Annotated in this window: 14 protein-coding genes, 5 tRNA genes and 2 riboswitches; of the genes, 1 reads left to right on the top strand and 18 read right to left on the bottom strand. The window is 48.0% G+C overall.

The window, feature by feature from the left end:
• Window positions 1-358: 358 nt before the first annotated feature.
• The 9 genes from PMI05_RS29520 to PMI05_RS29480 form a co-directional block, all read right to left on the bottom strand.
• Entirely contained in the window at window positions 359-874 is a 516-nt protein-coding gene (locus tag PMI05_RS29520) for a sigma-70 family RNA polymerase sigma factor (RefSeq protein WP_007730013.1), read from the bottom strand.
• Between the two features lie 297 nt (window positions 875-1,171).
• Window positions 1,172-1,744, bottom strand: a complete 573-nt coding sequence (locus PMI05_RS29515) for a GNAT family N-acetyltransferase (RefSeq protein WP_007730011.1) — start codon at window positions 1,742-1,744, stop codon at window positions 1,172-1,174.
• A gap of 246 nt (window positions 1,745-1,990) precedes the next feature.
• Window positions 1,991-3,286 (bottom strand): adenylosuccinate lyase, encoded by a 1,296-nt coding sequence (gene purB, locus PMI05_RS29510; protein ID WP_007730009.1) that lies wholly within the window; start codon window positions 3,284-3,286, stop codon window positions 1,991-1,993.
• Window positions 3,283-4,446, bottom strand: a complete 1,164-nt coding sequence (purK, locus tag PMI05_RS29505; protein WP_007730006.1) for a 5-(carboxyamino)imidazole ribonucleotide synthase — start codon at window positions 4,444-4,446, stop codon at window positions 3,283-3,285. The genes purB and purK overlap by 4 nt, the downstream gene beginning before the upstream one ends.
• The gene (gene purE / locus PMI05_RS29500; protein WP_007730004.1) at window positions 4,443-4,931 is read right to left on the bottom strand and encodes a 5-(carboxyamino)imidazole ribonucleotide mutase; all 489 of its coding nucleotides are present in this window, start codon (window positions 4,929-4,931) and stop codon (window positions 4,443-4,445) included. Before purE ends, purK begins: the two co-directional genes overlap by 4 nt.
• A 182-nt stretch (window positions 4,932-5,113) precedes the next feature.
• Window positions 5,114-6,652 (bottom strand): M1 family metallopeptidase, encoded by a 1,539-nt coding sequence (locus PMI05_RS29495; RefSeq protein WP_039961679.1) that lies wholly within the window; start codon window positions 6,650-6,652, stop codon window positions 5,114-5,116.
• 19 nt (window positions 6,653-6,671) lie between these two features.
• Complete coding sequence (locus PMI05_RS29490) at window positions 6,672-8,168, bottom strand: M1 family metallopeptidase (protein WP_007730000.1); 1,497 nt, start codon at window positions 8,166-8,168, stop codon at window positions 6,672-6,674.
• A gap of 59 nt (window positions 8,169-8,227) precedes the next feature.
• Window positions 8,228-9,529 carry a histidine--tRNA ligase gene (locus PMI05_RS29485; RefSeq protein ID WP_007729998.1) on the bottom strand — a complete coding sequence of 434 codons (1,302 nt, stop codon included), beginning with the start codon at window positions 9,527-9,529 and terminating at the stop codon, window positions 8,228-8,230.
• Window positions 9,530-9,827: 298 nt separating this feature from the next.
• Window positions 9,828-11,204, bottom strand: a complete 1,377-nt coding sequence (locus PMI05_RS29480) for an NCS2 family permease (protein WP_007729997.1) — start codon at window positions 11,202-11,204, stop codon at window positions 9,828-9,830.
• A gap of 177 nt (window positions 11,205-11,381) precedes the next feature.
• Window positions 11,382-11,483: riboswitch (purine riboswitch) on the bottom strand.
• A 137-nt stretch (window positions 11,484-11,620) separates the two neighbouring features.
• Here PMI05_RS29480 and PMI05_RS29470 point away from each other — a divergent pair.
• Window positions 11,621-12,106: an NTF2 fold immunity protein gene (locus PMI05_RS29470; RefSeq protein ID WP_007729995.1), complete on the top strand. Its 486-nt coding sequence runs from the start codon at window positions 11,621-11,623 to the stop codon at window positions 12,104-12,106.
• Between the two features lie 67 nt (window positions 12,107-12,173).
• Here the strand turns inward: PMI05_RS29470 and guaA are convergent, their stop codons facing one another.
• The 9 genes from guaA to PMI05_RS29425 all read right to left on the bottom strand — a co-directional run bounded on the left by guaA (window position 12,174) and on the right by PMI05_RS29425 (window position 19,121).
• Window positions 12,174-13,712 (bottom strand): glutamine-hydrolyzing GMP synthase, encoded by a 1,539-nt coding sequence (gene guaA / locus PMI05_RS29465; RefSeq protein WP_039961684.1) that lies wholly within the window; start codon window positions 13,710-13,712, stop codon window positions 12,174-12,176.
• A gap of 158 nt (window positions 13,713-13,870) precedes the next feature.
• A riboswitch (purine riboswitch) is annotated at window positions 13,871-13,973 on the bottom strand.
• 20 nt (window positions 13,974-13,993) lie between these two features.
• Window positions 13,994-16,228 (bottom strand): transglutaminaseTgpA domain-containing protein, encoded by a 2,235-nt coding sequence (locus PMI05_RS29460; RefSeq protein ID WP_007729989.1) that lies wholly within the window; start codon window positions 16,226-16,228, stop codon window positions 13,994-13,996.
• A gap of 4 nt (window positions 16,229-16,232) precedes the next feature.
• Window positions 16,233-17,438, bottom strand: coding sequence for a DUF58 domain-containing protein (locus PMI05_RS29455; protein WP_007729985.1), 1,206 nt, complete (start codon window positions 17,436-17,438; stop codon window positions 16,233-16,235).
• A gap of 14 nt (window positions 17,439-17,452) precedes the next feature.
• Window positions 17,453-18,406 (bottom strand): MoxR family ATPase, encoded by a 954-nt coding sequence (locus tag PMI05_RS29450; protein WP_007729977.1) that lies wholly within the window; start codon window positions 18,404-18,406, stop codon window positions 17,453-17,455.
• Between the two features lie 196 nt (window positions 18,407-18,602).
• Window positions 18,603-18,679 (bottom strand) — tRNA-Arg (locus tag PMI05_RS29445).
• 7 nt (window positions 18,680-18,686) lie between these two features.
• Window positions 18,687-18,762: transfer RNA gene (locus PMI05_RS29440), tRNA-Gly, on the bottom strand.
• A 51-nt stretch (window positions 18,763-18,813) separates the two neighbouring features.
• Window positions 18,814-18,895: transfer RNA gene (locus PMI05_RS29435), tRNA-Leu, on the bottom strand.
• 68 nt (window positions 18,896-18,963) lie between these two features.
• Window positions 18,964-19,041, bottom strand: a tRNA-Lys gene (locus tag PMI05_RS29430).
• 5 nt (window positions 19,042-19,046) lie between these two features.
• A tRNA-Gln gene (locus PMI05_RS29425) sits at window positions 19,047-19,121 on the bottom strand.
• Between the last annotated feature and the right edge of the window lie 59 nt (window positions 19,122-19,180).

Raw genomic sequence — 19,180 nt, 5'->3', positions numbered from 1 at the left:
TACCAGGTGTCCCTAAGATCTTCGCTTATTTCTCCTGTTTCCTCTACGAGCTTTCCGTGTGATCCGAATTTTAATTGCCTTAAAAGATTGAAGAATGTCATGAGTAACGACAGAGAAGAATATTTCCAGGCGTAGCGACTTGTGGAGTCCTACCGAGCGGAGAAGGGATGAGTGGGAAATAGAAACGCAACGTGCCCGCGCTACGAAGCGGCTACCACTTTTGCGTTTCCCCGCGAATCCCTTCGGAGCGGACAGTCTTAACCCCCAGCAGGACGGAGCCTGGAGCCTAGCATGGAAATATTCTTCTCTCCACTACAGCTTCCCGATAGAAAAAAAGGGCAGGACTGTTGTCCCCCCTTTATGCTTGATTCTCCATCAATTGCTGTAGCTTCTTGATCCCACGGAAGTGCAGGATTTTCACCGAAGCCTCTGTCTTACCCAAAATTTCCGCGATCTCATTCATTCGCAAATCTCCGAGATAACGCAGGGCGATCACATTGCGCTGATCCTTTGTCAGCGTGTGCACCTTATCCCACAAGCCCTCGGTTGTCTCCTGATTCAGAAGGCACTCCTCCGGCAGCTTATCTGTTGCGACCATATTGCTAAATGTGTCCTGATCTACCGGACTCTCCCGCTTCTTGCGCATGTAGTCAATTAAAGCATTGTGCGCAATTCGGAAAATCCAGGCGCCAAAAGGATGGCGGCCATCGTACTGCTCAAGCTTGGAGTACACCTTAATAAAAACAGTCGTTGTCAGGTCTTCCACATCCCAGACGTTTTTTACCCGGTAGCGGAAATAGCGATATATTTTAGTAGAGTAATCTTCGTAAATTTGTTGGTGACTTAATTTTGGATACATGATTGCTGTCGTCATAATCGATCTCCCGTTTCGTGATCCGTATGAATTGATTTCATTGTACGGTCGAAACGAAGCAGGAACCATCGAGTTATATTTCAGGAAGCTTACACTTTTGTAAGGTACTTATGGGCTCGTTGTAAGCTCGCACAAGTAGGTACGGAAGTGGTTTCATATTGGTTACAACTTTCAAAAGAAATCTTTAAAAATTTCTTAAGGAATTTTTTAAGTTGTCTTCAAAACCGTTGTGGTGGGGGAGAAATCCTGCCGCATGTTTTCTGGTTTACTTTCGCATCAGTTCGCTCAGTACAGTTATCAATGATATTCATAACCTTTTGCTATTGAAAAGATATGGGTATCAGTTAGTTCTCCGGAGTCATTTAGGTTAACATTGCGTAAAGTACCCTCCAACGTAAAACCCGCCTTCTTAGCTACAGCTATACTTGCGTCATTCCGAGTATCACAGCGAATTTCAAGACGGTTAGCTTCCAACTCAGAAATGGCAAAGTCAACGATACCTTTTACTGCCTCTGTCATTAGACCCTCACCAGTACGCGATGTGCGTAGCCAATATCCAATTTCAAATTTGCGTACATACCAATCAAAGCGATGGAGTCCACTACTGCCCACAAACTGCCCTGTGTTCTTTTCAAATATATGTAGCACTAAATCTGTGCGCTCTAGGAAATTGAGCCGGGCCTTACGTACGTAGGCTTCCGAATCGTCAATGGATGGGAGGTTTTTTACAAACGGAAGCCAGGGGCTCATTTCATTTACACTCTCACGTATCGCTTCATTTACAAATTGACCATCACCCCATTGCGGTGCTCTAATCAATAATCGCTGAGTTTCTAAATGTTCCGGAAAAGAGAGTAGTAATGGATTCATATTAGTCCTCCTTCTATCGGAGTGAGTTTCCAATAATAGTAACCGCTTGACCGCTTATTGACAATTGAAGGTAACACTACCAGTTAGTTTAACAATACTGTGTTAAACCTTAAAATTTAAGAACACTTAGTAGCAATTTCTCAATCTTGAACTCACTTTCAGGGTTCTTAAAAAGCTGCGCTTCTCCCCCACCAAGGCTACTATATAAAAAGAAACGCCCCCGAAAAAATTCGAGGGCACTTACATTTAAATCAATCCAAGACGTTGGAAAATCGTATCCACATGCTTCAGGTGGTAACGGTAGTCAAAGCACTCATCCAGCTCTTCCTTGGACAGTGTGGAGCTTACCGTTGCATCCTCCTCAACGATCGCACGGAAGGAACGTTGCTCTTCCCACGCCTGCATCGCACGAGGCTGTACCGTATCATAGGCTTGCTCGCGGCTCATGCCTTTTTCGATCAGCTTGAGCATCACTTGCTGCGAGTAGATCAATCCAAAGGTACGGTCCATATTGCGCTTCATGTTCTCAGGGAACACCGTCAAGTTTTTCACGATGTTCATGAAACGGCGCAGCATGTAGTTCAATGCTTGCGTCGCATCTGGCAAAATCACGCGCTCCGCAGAGGAGTGAGAAATATCCCGCTCATGCCAGAGGGAAACATTTTCATAAGAAGTGAGCATGTGTCCACGGATGACACGAGCCAGACCGCAAATATTTTCACTGCCGATTGGGTTACGCTTGTGTGGCATTGCGGAAGAACCTTTTTGTCCTTTGGCAAATGCCTCTTCCACCTCGCGCATTTCGCTCTTTTGCAGACCGCGAATTTCTGTCGCGAATTTCTCCAAAGAGGTTGCGATCAGTGCCAATGTCGCCATGTACTCGGCGTGGCGATCACGCTGCAAGGTTTGGGTCGAGATAGGCGCTGCAGACAGCCCCAGCTTCTCGCACACGTACGCTTCCACGAACGGATCGATGTTTGCGTATGTTCCAACTGCGCCAGAGATTTTACCGAACGCCACTTCTTGTTTCGCAGCCTGAAAACGCGCCAGATTGCGCTTCATTTCTTCATGCCACAGGGCCAGCTTCAAACCAAAAGTTGTAGGCTCCGCATGTACGCCATGTGTTCTGCCCATGCAAACCGTATCCTTGTGCTCACGAGCTTTGTCAGCCAAAATCTCGATGAAGTCTTGGATATCACCCTCCAAAATCTCGTTCGCCTGACGTAGCAGGTAGGACAGAGCAGTATCCACCACATCTGTAGAAGTCAGTCCGTAATGCACCCACTTCTTTTCTTCGCCCAAGGTTTCCGATACCGCACGGGTAAACGCCACCACATCATGGCGTGTCTCTTCTTCGATCTCATAGATTCTGTTCATGTCAAAAGTAGCTTTTTCCCACAGCTTTTTCACGTCTTCCTCAGGAATGACGCCCAGCTTGGACCATGCTTCACACGCGAGAATTTCTACTTCCAGCCACGCTTTGAATTTGTTTTCTTCCGTCCAAATGGCGCGCATTTCCGGTCGGGAATAACGTTCGATCATGATAATACCTCCGATGTATTCGTCCAGATTTTCAGCTCATCAATCAGGGTGAGCGCTTCTTCTACAGTAGGGGCGAGCACATTGATATGCCCCATTTTCCGCTTGGCCTTGCTCTCTGCTTTTCCGTACAAATGGAGCTTGGCTGTGCGCGGCAGCTTGTCGATCTGATCGATGACAGGCTGTAGATGCTCTCCCAAAATATTAACCATCACGACGCTCGAGAGCAACTCTGTAGATCCCAAAGGCAGATTGCAAACCGCCCGAACATGCTGCTCAAACTGCGAGGTGACACAAGCATCCATCGTAAAATGCCCGGAGTTATGCGGCCGAGGCGCCAATTCATTGACATACAGCTGACCATCTTCGGTCAAAAACAGCTCAACGGCAATGAGGCCGACCACATCCAGCTTTTCTACAATCGTGCGAGCAATTTCTTCCGCACGGACTGCTACTTCAGCCGAAATACGAGCAGGTACGATGCTCAAATGCAGGATGTTTTCCTGATGAATATTTTCTGACACAGGAAAAACAGCCAGTTCTCCCGCAGGATTGCGTGCAGCAATAACAGACAGCTCCATTTGGAATGGTACAAATTGTTCCACGATCAGCTCTGTACCTGCTTTGGACAACGTTTCATATGCCTCCGCCAGCTCAGCCTCGCTTCTCAATACCCATTGCCCTTTACCGTCATAGCCACCAGTTGCCGTCTTCATGACAGCAGGCAGTCCCAGTTCACGCACAGCGTCCTGCAAATCCTCCAAGCTGTTCACGACACAAAACGGAGCAACAGGAATGCCGATTTCGCGAATGGCGGTCTTTTCCCGAATCCGATTCTGGGTGATACGCAAAAGACGGCTCCCCTGCGGTACATAAGCGCGGCTCTCCAACACTTCAGCGACCTGCGCATCGACATTTTCAAATTCATAGGAGATAACATCGCTGACCGAGGCAAGCTGCATCGCTGCTTCTACATCATCGTAGCTGGCAACAATTTGCCGATCAGCCGTTTGGCCGCATGGAGCGTCTGCTGTCGGGTCCATTGTAACAAAGCGGTAGCCCATAGCTCGTCCCGCAAGAGCAATCATCCGTCCAAGCTGTCCTCCGCCGAGTATTCCTAGGGTCGATCCTGGTTTGATTTGCTTACGGTCTTTGGTTGTCATTCGAGTTCACTAGCCTCCAGCACCTTATTGCGTACATCATCACGTCTTTGCATGAACCGCTCTTGTACGTCTGGATATTTGATCCCCAAAATTTGCGCAGCCAATAACCCAGCATTGATGGCTCCAGCTTTTCCGATCGCAACCGTCGCCACTGGCACGCCACCTGGCATTTGCACAATCGACAAAAGCGAGTCGAGACCATTCAAGTTGGATGATTTCACCGGGACACCAATGACAGGCAACGCTGTCTTGGCAGCTACCATTCCTGGCAAATGAGCTGCCCCGCCCGCACCCGCAATAATGACTTCCAAGCCGCGGCTTTTCGCGGTCTCGGCATACGTAAACATCAAGTCTGGCGTTCTGTGTGCAGACACGACCTTCTTTTCGTACGGTACCTGCAATTCGTCTAAAATTGCGCAAGCTTCCTTCATCGTTTCCCAGTCTGACGTACTGCCCATAATGACTCCTACCAAAGGCTGTAGCATGAACCATTCGCCCCCTACGTTTTGTAACATCAGAAGAAAACCCAACCGACTAACGGGCTTTTCGCGCCGCTCTCATCGCCTGGGCTATTCGAACTCGTTTTCTCTCAACATATTCAGTGTAGCAGGGAGAAAGTTTGCCTGTCAACCTCGTTTCCGAACATTTAAAAATGAAATATCAAAAATTATTCGTGTTTGCCTTTTTCTATCCAATTGTTTGCCGCTTCTGCTTTCTCTAGCTCAACCCGAAGCCAATAATCCAAAAAGGGACTGGCATCCGCCCCGGCAGTTGTAGTCAATAGCGCTGTGATTTGCTCCCCATTTGCCTGCTTGTATTGATGATCTCGTACATATTGACGCAACACCTGATGCAGTCGTTCGACTCCCCATTGTTCTTTCAAGTTCCACCACATGGCACCAGCTCGCCCATAAACGAGGTCATTGTAGCTCCTCCAGTCTGGGAAAGCCTCCACGGATGACTTCGCAGTTACTCCTTGGTTCGCATATCCTTCCGCTGCACGTGCTTGGCCTAGCCGCATCTGAATATACGCTTGTGATTGTGCGGGGGACTTTTGCTGCAAAAATACCATCGTCGCATAATCCGTCAGTCCCTCATCCAGCCAAGCCTCTCGCACCTCGTCGTTTCCGACCAACCCGTAAAACCACTGATGTGCCGTTTCGTGCGCTACGATCGCTTCCCCCATGGTATCGCTACGGTCAAAATACTCCTGGGCAATAAAGACGAGGCTCGGGTATTCCATCCCGCCAAAGAAGCCGCCTGTTTTGACAACATCGTATTCCTTATACGGGTACACCCCGAACTGTTTTCCGTAATAGTCGAGAGACTCCCTAGCAGTCTCATGTATTCGTTCTACGTTTTGCGGGTCATCACTTTTCTGCACCCACGTACGTACGATGGTTTCCCCGACCTTGCCAGATATGGGCTGGTACGTATCGTCCATGACAACAAGGGCAAAATCCCGAACGTTCCATGCGTCCACCTCATAGATTTTTAGCCGTTGCGGTCTCGTCTCGGTGATAACAGCCACGCTCTCCAATCCACTCGTAGCAAGCTGGTACCCCTCTGATAACTGCACACGCAAATGATAATTCGCCACATCCGAGTAAAAAGGATCGCCAATCGCGGAATAAGGATCGAGCCGCCAGCCTCCTGCATCCTTGACCGCCAGGATCGGTAGCCAGTTGCCCAGCCACATCGCATGATCATGGTAAGACATTCGCCCGTTGTTATAAGGAACCTCGAGCTGAAAATTCATATCCACCACCATCTCAGCAGACGATGTTCTTGCGGGAAGGGGCACTTGTAAAAGCGTATTGCTCTTTCCTGCATACTGTACGCCGACACTTTTTCCGTTCACCCGTACTTCGCCTATCTTGATACCACCAGGCTCACGCTGTTTGCCCAGCACAACCTCCCAGTTCTCTCCACTGAGAGCAGCATTCGCAGAAAAAGCATTGGGATATAAATGAAAAAAAGCTTGGTCATCTTGTGGGACAAAACGAGCCGTCAGCATGCCTTTCACCACGTGCTTGTTCATATCGATTTGTACGTCGGCCTTGTAAGTGACTGCAGCCTGCCTGTGATTAATCGGCACAATCTCCTGAGCATCTAAGCCAGCCTGCCCTATCCAAGGTCGGACGGTCAAGAATACAGTCAAAACAACTCCTACTGCCACGATGACCACCCAATGCTTCCGCCACATCGTGATCCCCTGCCTTCGATTACTTCTTCTGATGCTTGAGACGTTGGCGCTCCAGCCAAGCTGCTGCCTGTTCCTGCTGGGACATGTCTACTTTCAACCAATAATCCAAGAAAGCACTCGCATCTTCTCCTGAGATCTCAGATAGAAAAGCTTCCCATTCCTTTCCGGTCACAACCTGATAACGGTACTTCTCGACATACTGCTTCAATACGTCATGTACCCTTTCTTCCCCCCACGCTCCCTGCAATAGCCACAGCATCGAGGACGGACGGGAATAGACGAGATCACTATAACTCTGATTATCAGGAAATGCAGACAGTGCTTGCCAAGGACGCTGTTCCTCTGCCACGTAATATTGAACAGAGGTGCCCTGCTCTAGCCGTCTGCGCACCCGTTCTGCTCCCATCAGCGGGTCTTGCTGAGATAAATACGAGAGCGTCACGTACTCCGTGAATCCCTCATCCAGCCATGCTTCCTTTACCTGATTATTTCCGAGCAAGCCGTAAAACCACTGATGTGCCGTCTCGTGGACAACTGTGACGATACCTGTTTCTTCCCCAGAAAAGAAATGACGTCCATCAAGAAAGACCAATGCAGGATACTCCATTCCATTAATCGAGCCACCAGTCCTTACCACATCGTATTCGGTATATGGATAGGCACCCAATTGATCATGAAAATAGGCGAGAGACTTCGCTGCTGCTTCATGAATCTGCTCAGTAGTTGCCGGATCATCTGTTTTCCGCCACCATGTTCGGACGACTGTTTCGCCCACTTTTGTTTCCATTTGCTGATAGGAGGCATCCATAACGACTAGGGCAAAATCCCTCACATTTTCTGCACCGAGCTGTATCGTCTTTTCTCCCTCACGAGCAGAAACCTGTTTCGCAGCCCTGTCTGGCGCTGTGCTCGCCAATTGATAGTCTTTTGGCAGCGTCACGTTCACCTCATAATCTGCGTTCTCACTGTAAAATGGATCACCGACAGGCTCGTATGGATCGAGATGCCAGCCTTCCTTGTCGTACACTGCAAGAACCGGGAGCCAGTTCCCCAGCCAGATCGATTGGTCATCGTACGACATCCTGCCGTCGTTTCGCGGAAGAGTCATCTCGAACTCCATCACAATCTTTCGTGAGCCCGGCTCTCCTTCTAGAGGCACTTCGAGTATGTTCAGGTCTTTCGTCTTTTTGCCGACAACCGCTACTCCATCGACCAAGAGCTTTTTATTAGTGTATGAGCCAAGCGTTGGGCCATTGCCTAAAAGTTCCTCCCATAGCATGCCTTGATGCTCTTCTGTAAATACGTTCGGGTAAAGATGGAGATAAGCACGAGCAGGGTCTTTTGTCCAAAAGGTAATCGTTACGGTTCCTGTTACTTCTTTCTTGATTGGATCAATTCGCACATCAGCCTGATAGAGTGGTTTATGCGTAAGCGCAGTACCCTCCTCAGCATTTACAGGCAACATCCACGTCAAAAACACTAAGCTACAACCGACCATTGAGACCCATTTCTTCACGCCATCTCCCCCTTTTCTCTACTGTACAAAAAATGGAAGAAAAAGACTATCTTTCCTCTTTAGCCTGATAGCTTGTCGGACAGCCACTTTCCAACCAACTCCAAAGGAACCGATTGTTCCGTTCCCTCTCGCATATCTCGAACGACGACCTGCCCACTGTTCACTTCGTTTTCCCCATAGATCAAGGCAAAAGCAAAGCCTTCTTTGTTTGCATAATCGAGTGCTTTTTTCAGTCGTCTACCTGTTAGCTCCAGCTCGACTCTGATGCCGCTCTCGCGCAATCGATTGGCCAAGCCCAGACTGGATGCTTCTGTCCCGAGGGGAATGACGAGTACATCGGCAGCTTTCTGCTCTTCCGTGTTGCGATTTACCAACGCTGCAAGAATGACATCCAATCCAAACGAAATCCCTACAGCGGGATACTCTCTTCCATCATCCAAAAGCCGACCGATGATCTGATCGTAACGTCCCCCACTGCCGATACTGGACGTCATACTTCCATCCTGCAAAAAGATCTCATACACAATCCCCGTGTAGATCCCTAAGCCCCTTGCCAAAAATGGCGAGAAACGAAGCTCCCCACCCACACCAGCTCCTTTTACATAGGCAAGCATATCGCGCAGCTCCCGAATCCCTTCCTGAACTAGCTGGGATGTAAAACGCTCTGCCAACAAATCCAGGGTAATCACACCTTCTTGCAAGAAAGACGTAATCGCCAAAACGAGTGGCTCCTCGACGTTTCGCTCCCGCAAGTCATCCCGCACTCCGTCCACGCCGATTTTCTCGAGCTTATCCAGCGACAGCATGACATCCCCTGCCCGCTCTACGGGAACTCCCAGCTCCTGAAGCACCCCAGATAACAGCTTGCGGTTGTTGACCTCAATGTACACGTCTAACCCCAGCCGCTTGAATGCCTCAAACGCCATACTGAGCAATTCTGCTTCAGCCAGCACCGATGTCGTTCCCACGATATCGACATCGCATTGAATGAATTCGCGCAAACGCCCAGTTTTTACTGGACCGTCCCGAAATACTTTTCCGATCTCATACCGCTTGAACGGCATCCGCATCTCAGGATTCATGCCCACTACCTTCGTCAACGGTACAGTCAAATCATAGCGCAGGCCAAGCTCTCTATCTCCTTGGTCGCTCAAGCGATACACTTCCTTCAAGATTTCATCTCCGCCACCGTACTTGGATGCCAGTAATTCGTAGTGCTGCAGCATAGGCGTCTCCAACGGTTTGCAGCAGTATGTCTCGAATACAGCTTCGAGCGTCCGTCGTATCCAATTTCGTTGCATTTGCTCCTGCGGCATGAAATCTTTTGTGCCTTTTACCGTTTTTAATACTTCGTTTTCCATGAGGAACACCCTTTCTTTTTTCAGATAGAGAAAACCAAAAAAGCCATGCAAGGCAACTTCCTGCCCGCATGGCTTCCTAAATACACCACCGCAGGCACGAAGCACAAGAAGCGCTTGCACCTGCGGAAAAATTTCCGAAGATACAAACGCTCTACGTGTGGTGATGCTGTTGAAGGAACATGTTTAGACCTGTCATGAGAATCAGTCCATCCTTCCGTGAAAAAAGATTTTTCCTATCATAGCGCAAAAAAAGCTCCCCGTCCAGTAGACGAAGAGCTAGCTTCATTCCCAAAAAATTCTATTCGCGCAACCAGATGAAGTACGCCAGGAAGACGAAGAACAGCACATACATCGCCGGATGCACTTCACGAGCCTTGCCCTTCATTACCTTCATCACCGGATAAACGATGAAGCCCGTCGCAATACCTGTTGCAATACTGTAAGTCAGCGGCATCAACAAAATCGTGAGGAACGCAGGGAACGCTTCATCCAGGTCATCCCAAGCCACTTTTGCAATGTGAGAAGCCATCAGAACACCGACGATAATGAGTGCTGGTGCCGTAACCGCTGGTGTCACAATTGCGAGAATCGGCGAGAAGAACAACGCCAGAAGGAACATAATCCCTGTGACAACTGCGGTAAATCCGGAGCGTCCGCCTGCCGCTACCCCTGCTGTCGACTCAACATAAGCCGTAGTGGTAGATGTACCGAGTACCGCACCTGCCATACCTGCAATCGCATCGGAAGCGAGTGCTTTTCCTGGACGTGGCAAATTGCCGTCTTCGCGAAGCAGTCCCGCTTGGTTTGCTACACCCAAGAGCGTACCCGTCGCATCGAAAAAGTCTACAAACAAGAATGTCAACACAACAATCAGCATGTTCATGGTGAACAAAGCGGATGGATCACCGAGATATTGGAACGCAGCACCGAATGTAGGAGCAAGGCTCGGTGGTGCAGAAACGACTTGCTCAGGCAGATTCACCAGTCCGAAAAACATCCCGGTAATTGCCGTAATCAACATTCCGATAAAGATACCTGCATTGATTTTGCGAGAAAGTAGAATGACCGTCACGATCAGACCAAACACCGCAAGCAATGCATTTTTCGCTGCCAAAATTGCTTCCGGCTTCATGCCCTCGTGATAGAAGGTCAGATGTCCCAGTGCTACGAAGGTGGCATCATTTGCTACGATAATACCCGCGTTTTTCAAACCGATAAACGCGATAAAAAGACCAATCCCTGCCGAAACTGCGTATTTCAAGCTCTGTGGAATCGCTTTGATGATCGCTTCACGAACACCTGTCAGAGACAGAATCAAAAAGATCGTACAAGAAAGGAATACGCCAGCCAAAGCCTGTTGCCAAGGAATTTGCATCGTCAGAACGACGGTATAAGTGAAAAATGCGTTCAAACCCATCCCCGGAGCTTGACCGATCGGCAAACGTCCGAGAATACCCATTAACAGTGTACCGAGAGCAGCAGCCAAAGCTGTTGCGGTAAAGACAGCCCCAAATTCAGGATAGTTTGCTTTTAAATCTGGCGGCAGATCAGCACCACTGAGAATGAATGGATTGACAGCCAAGATATAAGCCATTGCCAAAAAAGTAGTGATACCTGCGATGATTTCGCGACGGTAATTGGTGCCTAGCTTGTCAAACTCGAAATACTTCCGCACCTATAAGTCCCCCCATACTAATCTTGTTGCAAAAAATAGTCTAACTGTTTTTTGCCGACCGTAAAAGAAAAACGTTGAGACGTTTTTCACAAAAAAAAGGCCGGACGCTATTATCATGCGCCTCGCCTTCAAACAAAACACTCCGGGAATAATTCCAAATATAATAACAAAATCAGATCCCGATGACATTTTGTTCGTAGCCAGGTCGATAACGGCGACCATGTAGAAACTCTCGAGCCATATTCTCAAGAATATACGAACCTTCCTATATTACCTGCTCACATTGAGAAGTGTATCAGGTGACATAGGGAATGTCAACGAAAATACGAACATTCATTTTTAAAAGGAGTTTAATATCCGGATATTTTCCTAGAAGGCCTGTGTTATACTTCATAACTAGATGGAGGAGATCCAAAATGAGCTATATGGATGCTTGGGAGCAAATAATAGCGGAGCAGGAACGAGAACGTGACCGGCTTCGAGTCAATCGAATCACCGTAAGGGTCGACGATAAGAAAAAGAGCAAACGCAACGTTCATCAAAAGGAAAAAGTCATCGAATATGGCTTTGTAGAACGTGATTTGTATGATGAGAATCTATTTGGAAGGTTTGAACTCTATTTCGCCGATCGCGACGCTCTTCTCCAGCAAGATCGGTTTGGAGATGAAATTGCTTTTGGTGAGCTTGCAGATGAACATGCAGTTGCCACGGCAATCTTCTCCTATTTAGCGGAACACTATTCTCAGTTTTTAGAGGAAACTCCCTTCGCTATCAGTTATAACCCTATTGCAGAAGCTTGGATTATCGAAGGAACTCTTCCTCCTGGATGGCTAGGCGGAGTCATTTATATTGCTCTTGCAAAAGAAAATGGAGAGCTTCTCATGATGTATGGAACGAGATAATTGGTCATAAAAAAAAACTCTCTTTTATTCGCAAAACACGCAAATAAAAGAGAGTCATTTTTTGTTCCTATTCCCACTCAATTGTTGCTGGTGGTTTGGACGTTACATCATACACAATGCGGTTTACATTGTCTACTTCATTCACGATACGCACAGAGATTTTCTCCAATACATCCCACGGAATGCGCGCCCAGTCAGCGGTCATACCATCAATGGACGTTACTGCACGAATTCCTACTGTGTAAGAATACGTACGAACATCTCCCATTACACCTACGGTCGTCATGTTTGGCAAAGCCGTGAAGTACTGCCAGATTTCCCGATCGAGACCTGCCTTGGCAATCTCCTCACGCAAGATCGCATCGGATTCACGAACGATCTTCAGTTTTTCTTCTGTCACTTCACCCAAAACACGAATGCCGAGGCCTGGTCCTGGGAATGGCTGACGCCAAACAATCTCATCTGGCAAGCCCAGTTCTGTACCTAGTTTACGTACTTCGTCTTTGAACAAGGTTTTCAATGGTTCAATCAACGTGAACTTCATGTCTTCTGGCAAACCGCCTACGTTGTGGTGCGATTTGATCGTTTGTGCAGTTGCTGTTCCACTCTCCACGATATCGGTGTACAGCGTACCTTGTGCCAAGAAGTCCATATCCGTCAGCTTCGTAGCTTCTTCATCGAATACATAAATGAACTCGTTACCGATGATTTTGCGCTTTTGCTCTGGGTCAGATACACCTTTGAGCTTGCTCATGAAGCGCTCACGAGCATCGATCTTGATCACTTTCATGGAGAATTTCTCAGAGAATGTCTCCATTACCCCTTCTGCTTCCCCTTGACGCAGAAGACCGTGGTCAACGAACATGCACGTCAATTGATCGCCAATCGCTTTGTGAATCAGCGCTGCTACTACGGAAGAATCCACACCGCCGCTCAACGCACACAGTACTTGCTTGTTGCCAACTGTTTCACGAATGCGAACCAACTCGTCCTCGATGAACGTGGTCATGCTCCAAGTCGCTTCACATCCACAAATGTTGAACAAGAAGTTTCCGATGAACTCAGTACCTTTTACGGTATGAACTACTTCTGGATGGAACTGTACGCCGTACAGCTGGCGCTCAGGGTTGCTAATCGCAGCTACTGGGCAGCTGTCGCTTACCGCATCAATGACAAATCCGGTTGGGAGCTCTACTACTTTGTCAGAGTGGCTCATCCACACGATTTCGTTTGTATCCCATTTGTCGTACAAGCTGTGTTTTTGCTGCATACGCAATTCAGCTTTTCCGTACTCGCGTTTACCCGCGCGTTCTACTTTTCCGCCCGTCAAATGGCTCATCAACTGCATACCGTAGCAAATACCCAATACAGGCAAGCCCAGGTCAAAAATCGCAGGATCTACAGTTGGTGCTCCCTCTTCGTACACGCTAGCAGGTCCGCCAGAGAAAATAATCCCTTTTGGATTTATCTCTTTAATCTTTTCAACAGGTGTATTGAACGGTATCAGTTCACTATAAACACCCAGATCGCGTACACGGCGCGCGATCAACTGATTATACTGGCCTCCGAAATCGAGTACGACGACCATTTCCATTGACTTGTCCATCATATCCCCCTTCTCCTGTAACATACAGGACGTGCAAGTGTCGGCATGCCATGCGAAGTTGTCGCATATTTGCAAAAAAGCCGGGACTGCTATCTCCGATAATCAATACGGAGGCAACGTCCCAGCTTGTGTACACATGTGCGGTTTGCATGTACAAAAATCCGATGTGCTCTCCTCGTAGTCGCCAAATTTACGGTCTAGCGGTAGAAACTTTCAGGCCCTATTCCTGATCATTATACGAGTCTCATTGATCGTCATTCTAGCAGATGGAACGGCATTGTTCAAGGCTTCAATTGACGGATTAAGCGTTCGAGTATTTGCTCTGCTATTGTTCTCGCCTTTTGTTCCATTTGTTTGTAGCCGTACACGGTACGTTCGTACAGCTCCGTCAAATAGCGCAGATCTTGTCGCTTGTCTGCCGGCAAGGTCATCCTGCCCACGTACTCCCGCAACGTTTCTCCTGGCTGTCTGCGCGTGTAGATTCGCTCCATCATCCGCATCAGCAGATGGTACCGATCCGGGAACTCACTGCTTCGCTCTTGATTCAGTTGCCTGCGCATCCACCATAGCTGGATGTCTTGTCTGCGACGCCACGCGATAAATCCTGCTACGACAGCGGCAACAGCCAATCCCGCATTTACTTGCCAAGGAATTTTAATCCAACTGCCTGCTGGGCTGTCGCCCTCTTCTAGCTCATTGAAACGTCCATCCCCACGATCGATGTTCGTTTGATTCTCCATGTTTGGCAACGGGATGGGGATCTCCGGCTTTGAGGTGACCAGATCGTAATTAAAACGAACAGGTGACATAAATGTACTCGTCGCTTCAAAAGGAACCCAACCAACCCCCGGGAAGTATACCTCTACCCACGAGTGAGCATCCTTGTTACGCACTTCTACAGTCTCGTAGTTAAACGCATCCGTTCCCACTCGTTCACCTGGAGCGAAGCCCTTGACCCAACGTGTCGGAATATCCAGGGTACGAAGCATAACCGCCATCGAAGTGGAGAAATGGTCACAGTACCCTCGAAGGCTGTCAAATAAGAAGTGATCGACAAAATCCTGACCTTCTGCAGCGACTGGAACGTCTTTCGTTTCATACTTATATTTTCCACTTGCGCGCAAGTAATTCTCGATCGCTCTCACTTTGTCATAAGGAGTCTTGGCATCCTTGGTAATTGTTGCAGCGAGCTCTCTTACTCGCGGAGGGACCGAGGCTGGCACTTGCAAATAGCGCTCTTTGATATCATCCGGATAGTTCGTCCCCGCATTCGTCACGGCCTTTTCACTGACAATCGGTACTTCTGTCTCGACCTTGTATTGATTCAGTTTGAGCAAAAGCGGATTGGGGCCGTACTCTGGCCGATCGTTTTTCTCACTCAGCTGGACCAAGTTGATTTTTCCTGCCCGTACTTCCAGTTGCTGATTCATTTTGTCATAAACAACGGTTGCCTCTGGTGGAGCGTAGTTGCTCACCTTTTTCAGCTGACCTTGATAAAAGACAGTCGGGAATTGCTGCGGGCCTTTAAAATCTAATGTCGCTTGTACCTTCTTCGTTTCAAGCCCTTGGAACAACGTATTCTCCCATGTATAGGTTTGCGGGTCCAGGATTGACTCATACTCTCTATCGCCTTTTTCCCAGCCAACTCCCGTATACACGTCCTTCGAATCACCGCGCCAATAGCTCCGCTCGTTCGTCTTTGCAATAAACACTAATGTGTTATCTTGCAGGAAAGGACCGCCCAACCGTTCATCGTTGTTGTCGTATCCTACTTTTTTCATCACACCAACAGGGGTATCGTTTCCTTTCCCTGTTAAAAAGGCGATCGGATCAGGCCATGACGGTCCTGACTTCGGTGCAGCATAACCGATGCCTATGCAAGCCATGATGACCAGCACCGAGGCCAGCAGTGAGTTGAGCATCATTCGGCTTCTCTTCCCTGCCAATGTTGCCATGTTCGTCATCTTCATCAGATGGCTAATGGCCAGCATCAGAAAACCAATAATCAGCGTCCGTACAACCCCTGCACTGGCATCATACGGGAGAAACGTATCCAACACAGCCAAATACAGTTCCGTCAAAAAGACAAACCATAAACCTTGTCGTTGTTCCAGCACCAGATACGTTAACATCGTCGCTAACAACACCAAGACGAGATCAAACATGGTATTCCGCGACAAGATCGACATGCTGGCCCAATCCTGTTGAAACGCTAACGGGAGATCGTGAATCATCTGCCCGTACAATTGACCAATCCATTCCGAATCAAAAAACGGTTTGTCAAACAAAGTAGCATGCAAAAGCACCATTAGCCCCAGTGCCTTGATCGGCAAGGTTAACCACCGATAAGGGATCAACAGGTCAATGATGATGACTCCAGCCACAATCGCATAAAACGGCCACAAAACGCCCGTATCGGTTAATGTCTGTAGAGGCATCAGCCACTCTCTTAACATCAGGAACAGAAAAAGGGCCAAGACCCACTCCCAAATCGTTGGACGCTTCCAAACGCTCATGAGTCTATGCACCTCCAATCCGTTTCCACTCTTGATCATCCATATGAATAGACGTACAAGTTACTTTGTTTGCGCCAAGCAGCTGCAACGCTTGTTTTTGTTCATGCGAAATCGTTGACTCGTTTTGCATGAGAAACAACTGCACCCGTCTGCCTTTTTGAGCGAGTGTGACCAAACGACTGATCAACGTTTTTTCTACATGCGGTGTAATAATTATCAAAGTAACACCTTGAGGCTGCTCCAATGCTTCTCTTCCCACAATTTTTGCAAATAATTCTTGTCCTTCTGGCGCGACTCGAGCTAATTGATCAAAAACTCTGAGGAAATGGGCATGGGACAGACCTGGTGGTATCAATATGCGTTCTGCTTGTTTGTATACGAGCCCATAATGATATTGATTCCGATTGGCGTAAGCGATCAGACTCGCGGCCAGCTTCACTGCTGTTTCAAACAAGTGCACAGGCTTCCCTCGGTAGCTCGCCTTCTCCACATCAAGGAAAAAGACCGCCTGATTCATCGCCTGATGCTCAAACTCTTTCGTCTTTAGACCCGTCCCCCGTGCAGAAGCTCGCCAATGAATTTGGCTCAAACGATCGCCCCGATGATAGTCTCTTACGCCGCGTACTGCTGCTACGTCATCAGACCGTCGATGGGAAACATGCACAGTCCCACTGAAGCTTCCGTCTCCCAGGGCCCAATGGGTCAATTCTTTGTATTTTGGATAAACGAGAAATTCCTGAGAAATCGAATAAACCTTGCGACGCTCAAAAAATCCAAAAAAATCTCCGCCGCTCACTACACATTCATCGAGACGATAGTATCCCCGCGGTACATTGGGTATGACATACCGAAACTCGACTTCCCTTTTGAACCATGGGAATATCAGTTGTCGATGCGGCTCATACACGCCAGCCAGCCTCGCCGGCAATGGCTCCATAATCATATTCCACCCTAGCGGAAACCAAATCCTCCGGCGCAGGCGTATCGTTACAATGACATCTTCCCCATCCTGTAGACGATTGCGATCTAGTTCACGCTCGACTTCTAGCTTCGCGAATATGAGTACATAAGCGACAATTTCATACAGAAGAAATACCAAACTACTATAGAAAAGAAACCAGCTTGAGAAGCCACCTTGAAATTTTGCGAATAAATACGTGATCAGGACTAATGCAATCGCCTTGAGCCTACCCCACCTTTGCTGTCTCATCTGCAATCACCGCCTTAGCTTACCGGGACACGGGTCTCAGACAAGATCATAGCCAACACCCGATCTACGGTTGCTCCTTCCAGTCTTGCTTCTGGTTTCACAATCATACGGTGTGCAAATACAAATGGAACGAGTTCCTTCACGTCATCTGGAATGACATAGTCACGTCCACGAACGAAGGCCAACGCCTGAACAGCCCGGAAAAGAGCAAGGGTACCGCGCGGGCTCACGCCTAGATAAATATGATGATGCTCACGCGTACGATGACATAGACGCACAATGTATTCTTTTATTCCTTCCGATACCTTAATCGTCGATACCTGGCGTTGAAGTTCCGCAAGCTCGGCTGTGGTCATAACCGGCTGAAGCTCTTCCAATGGATTCGCTGCCGAGAATCTGGACAGCATCCGCATTTCTTCCTCTACCGTTGGATACCCCAAGCTTAATTGCATGAAAAATCGGTCCAATTGAGCTTCAGGTAATGGGAAGGTCCCTTCATACTCTAATGGGTTTTGTGTAGCCATCACAAAAAACGGCTCTTCCAATCGATACGTAGCACCATCGATTGTTACCGAGCGCTCTTCCATTGCTTCCAAGAGAGCGGATTGTGTTTTTGGCGAAGTCCGGTTGATTTCGTCTGCAAGAATGACATTTGCAAAAATCGGCCCTTGACGGAACTCAAACTCCAGACTTTTTTGATTAAAGATAGCAACCCCTGTCACATCCGTTGGCAACAAATCTGGGGTAAATTGAATACGTTTAAACTCACCGCTGATTGATTTGGACAATGCACGTACCATCATGGTCTTCCCAACGCCTGGTACATCTTCGAGCAAAACGTGACCATTCGCTAGAACAGCCGCTACCATCATTTCAATTACAGAGCGTTTACCAATCAATACTTTTTCTATATTATCGATTAAACTGGCTATTGCAGGATTTACTTGTTCCAATTTGATAGGGTTCATGTTGATACAACTCCTGTTCCATGATATTCTTCCGCAGGTTTGTAACAGATGTTCCTCCATGCTTTCAGCGTAATTCTAAAGTAATAGATGCAAATAGGAGATACAAGGGAAAAATGCTTAAAATTTGCAAAAATACACAAGTCATTATAAAAAAAAGAGTAGGATCTATTCCTACTCTTCGATTTCATATGAAATATGGCGTGCCCTGAGAGATTCGAACTCCCGACCTTTTGATTCGTAGTCAAACGCTCTATCCAGCTGAGCTAAGGGCACAAATAAATGGAGCGGACGAAGGGTCTCGAACCCTCGACCTTCGCCTTGGCAAGGCGACGCTCTACCAATTGAGCTACGTCCGCATGTTACATCTTATGTGGTTTGTACTGAGAGCAAAGCTTTCTGTCATAGTATGGTGCGGGTGAAGGGACTTGAACCCCCACGGTTGCCCGCCAGAACCTAAATCTGGTGCGTCTGCCATTCCGCCACACCCGCATTTTACTTAGAACAGAAAAGGCATTACTATTACTATCACGCAGCTTTGCTTGTTCAGCAAAAAAAACTGGTGAGCCATGAAGGACTCGAACCTTTTCGACCCTCTGATTAAAAGTCAGATGCTCTACCAACTGAGCTAATGGCTCGCAAATGGCTGGGGTACTAGGATTTGAACCTAGGAATGACGGAGTCAAAGTCCGTTGCCTTACCGCTTGGCTATACCCCAATGGTGGTGCCGGCAATAGGACTTGAACCCACAACCCCCTGATTACAAGTCAGGTGCTC

Origin of the sequence: Brevibacillus sp. BC25, from assembly GCF_000282075.1 — a bacterium.
GTDB lineage: Bacteria > Bacillota > Bacilli > Brevibacillales > Brevibacillaceae > Brevibacillus.
This window is presented reverse-complemented; position numbering and strand designations above follow the sequence as displayed.

What these genes read in the sequence shown, in the direction of transcription:
- PMI05_RS29520 (WP_007730013.1), bottom strand. Translation starts at nt 874, where the DNA reads ATGACGACAGCAATCATGTATCCAAAATTAAGTCACCAACAAATTTAC.
- PMI05_RS29515 (WP_007730011.1), bottom strand. Translation starts at nt 1,744, where the DNA reads ATGAATCCATTACTACTCTCTTTTCCGGAACATTTAGAAACTCAGCGA.
- purB (WP_007730009.1), bottom strand. Translation starts at nt 3,286, where the DNA reads ATGATCGAACGTTATTCCCGACCGGAAATGCGCGCCATTTGGACGGAA.
- purK (WP_007730006.1), bottom strand. Translation starts at nt 4,446, where the DNA reads ATGACAACCAAAGACCGTAAGCAAATCAAACCAGGATCGACCCTAGGA.
- purE (WP_007730004.1), bottom strand. Translation starts at nt 4,931, where the DNA reads ATGCTACAGCCTTTGGTAGGAGTCATTATGGGCAGTACGTCAGACTGG.
- PMI05_RS29495 (WP_039961679.1), bottom strand. Translation starts at nt 6,652, where the DNA reads ATGTGGCGGAAGCATTGGGTGGTCATCGTGGCAGTAGGAGTTGTTTTG.
- PMI05_RS29485 (WP_007729998.1), bottom strand. Translation starts at nt 9,529, where the DNA reads ATGGAAAACGAAGTATTAAAAACGGTAAAAGGCACAAAAGATTTCATG.
- PMI05_RS29470 (WP_007729995.1), top strand. Translation starts at nt 11,621, where the DNA reads ATGAGCTATATGGATGCTTGGGAGCAAATAATAGCGGAGCAGGAACGA.
- guaA (WP_039961684.1), bottom strand. Translation starts at nt 13,712, where the DNA reads ATGGACAAGTCAATGGAAATGGTCGTCGTACTCGATTTCGGAGGCCAG.
- PMI05_RS29460 (WP_007729989.1), bottom strand. Translation starts at nt 16,228, where the DNA reads ATGAGCGTTTGGAAGCGTCCAACGATTTGGGAGTGGGTCTTGGCCCTT.
- PMI05_RS29455 (WP_007729985.1), bottom strand. Translation starts at nt 17,438, where the DNA reads ATGAGACAGCAAAGGTGGGGTAGGCTCAAGGCGATTGCATTAGTCCTG.
- PMI05_RS29450 (WP_007729977.1), bottom strand. Translation starts at nt 18,406, where the DNA reads ATGAACCCTATCAAATTGGAACAAGTAAATCCTGCAATAGCCAGTTTA.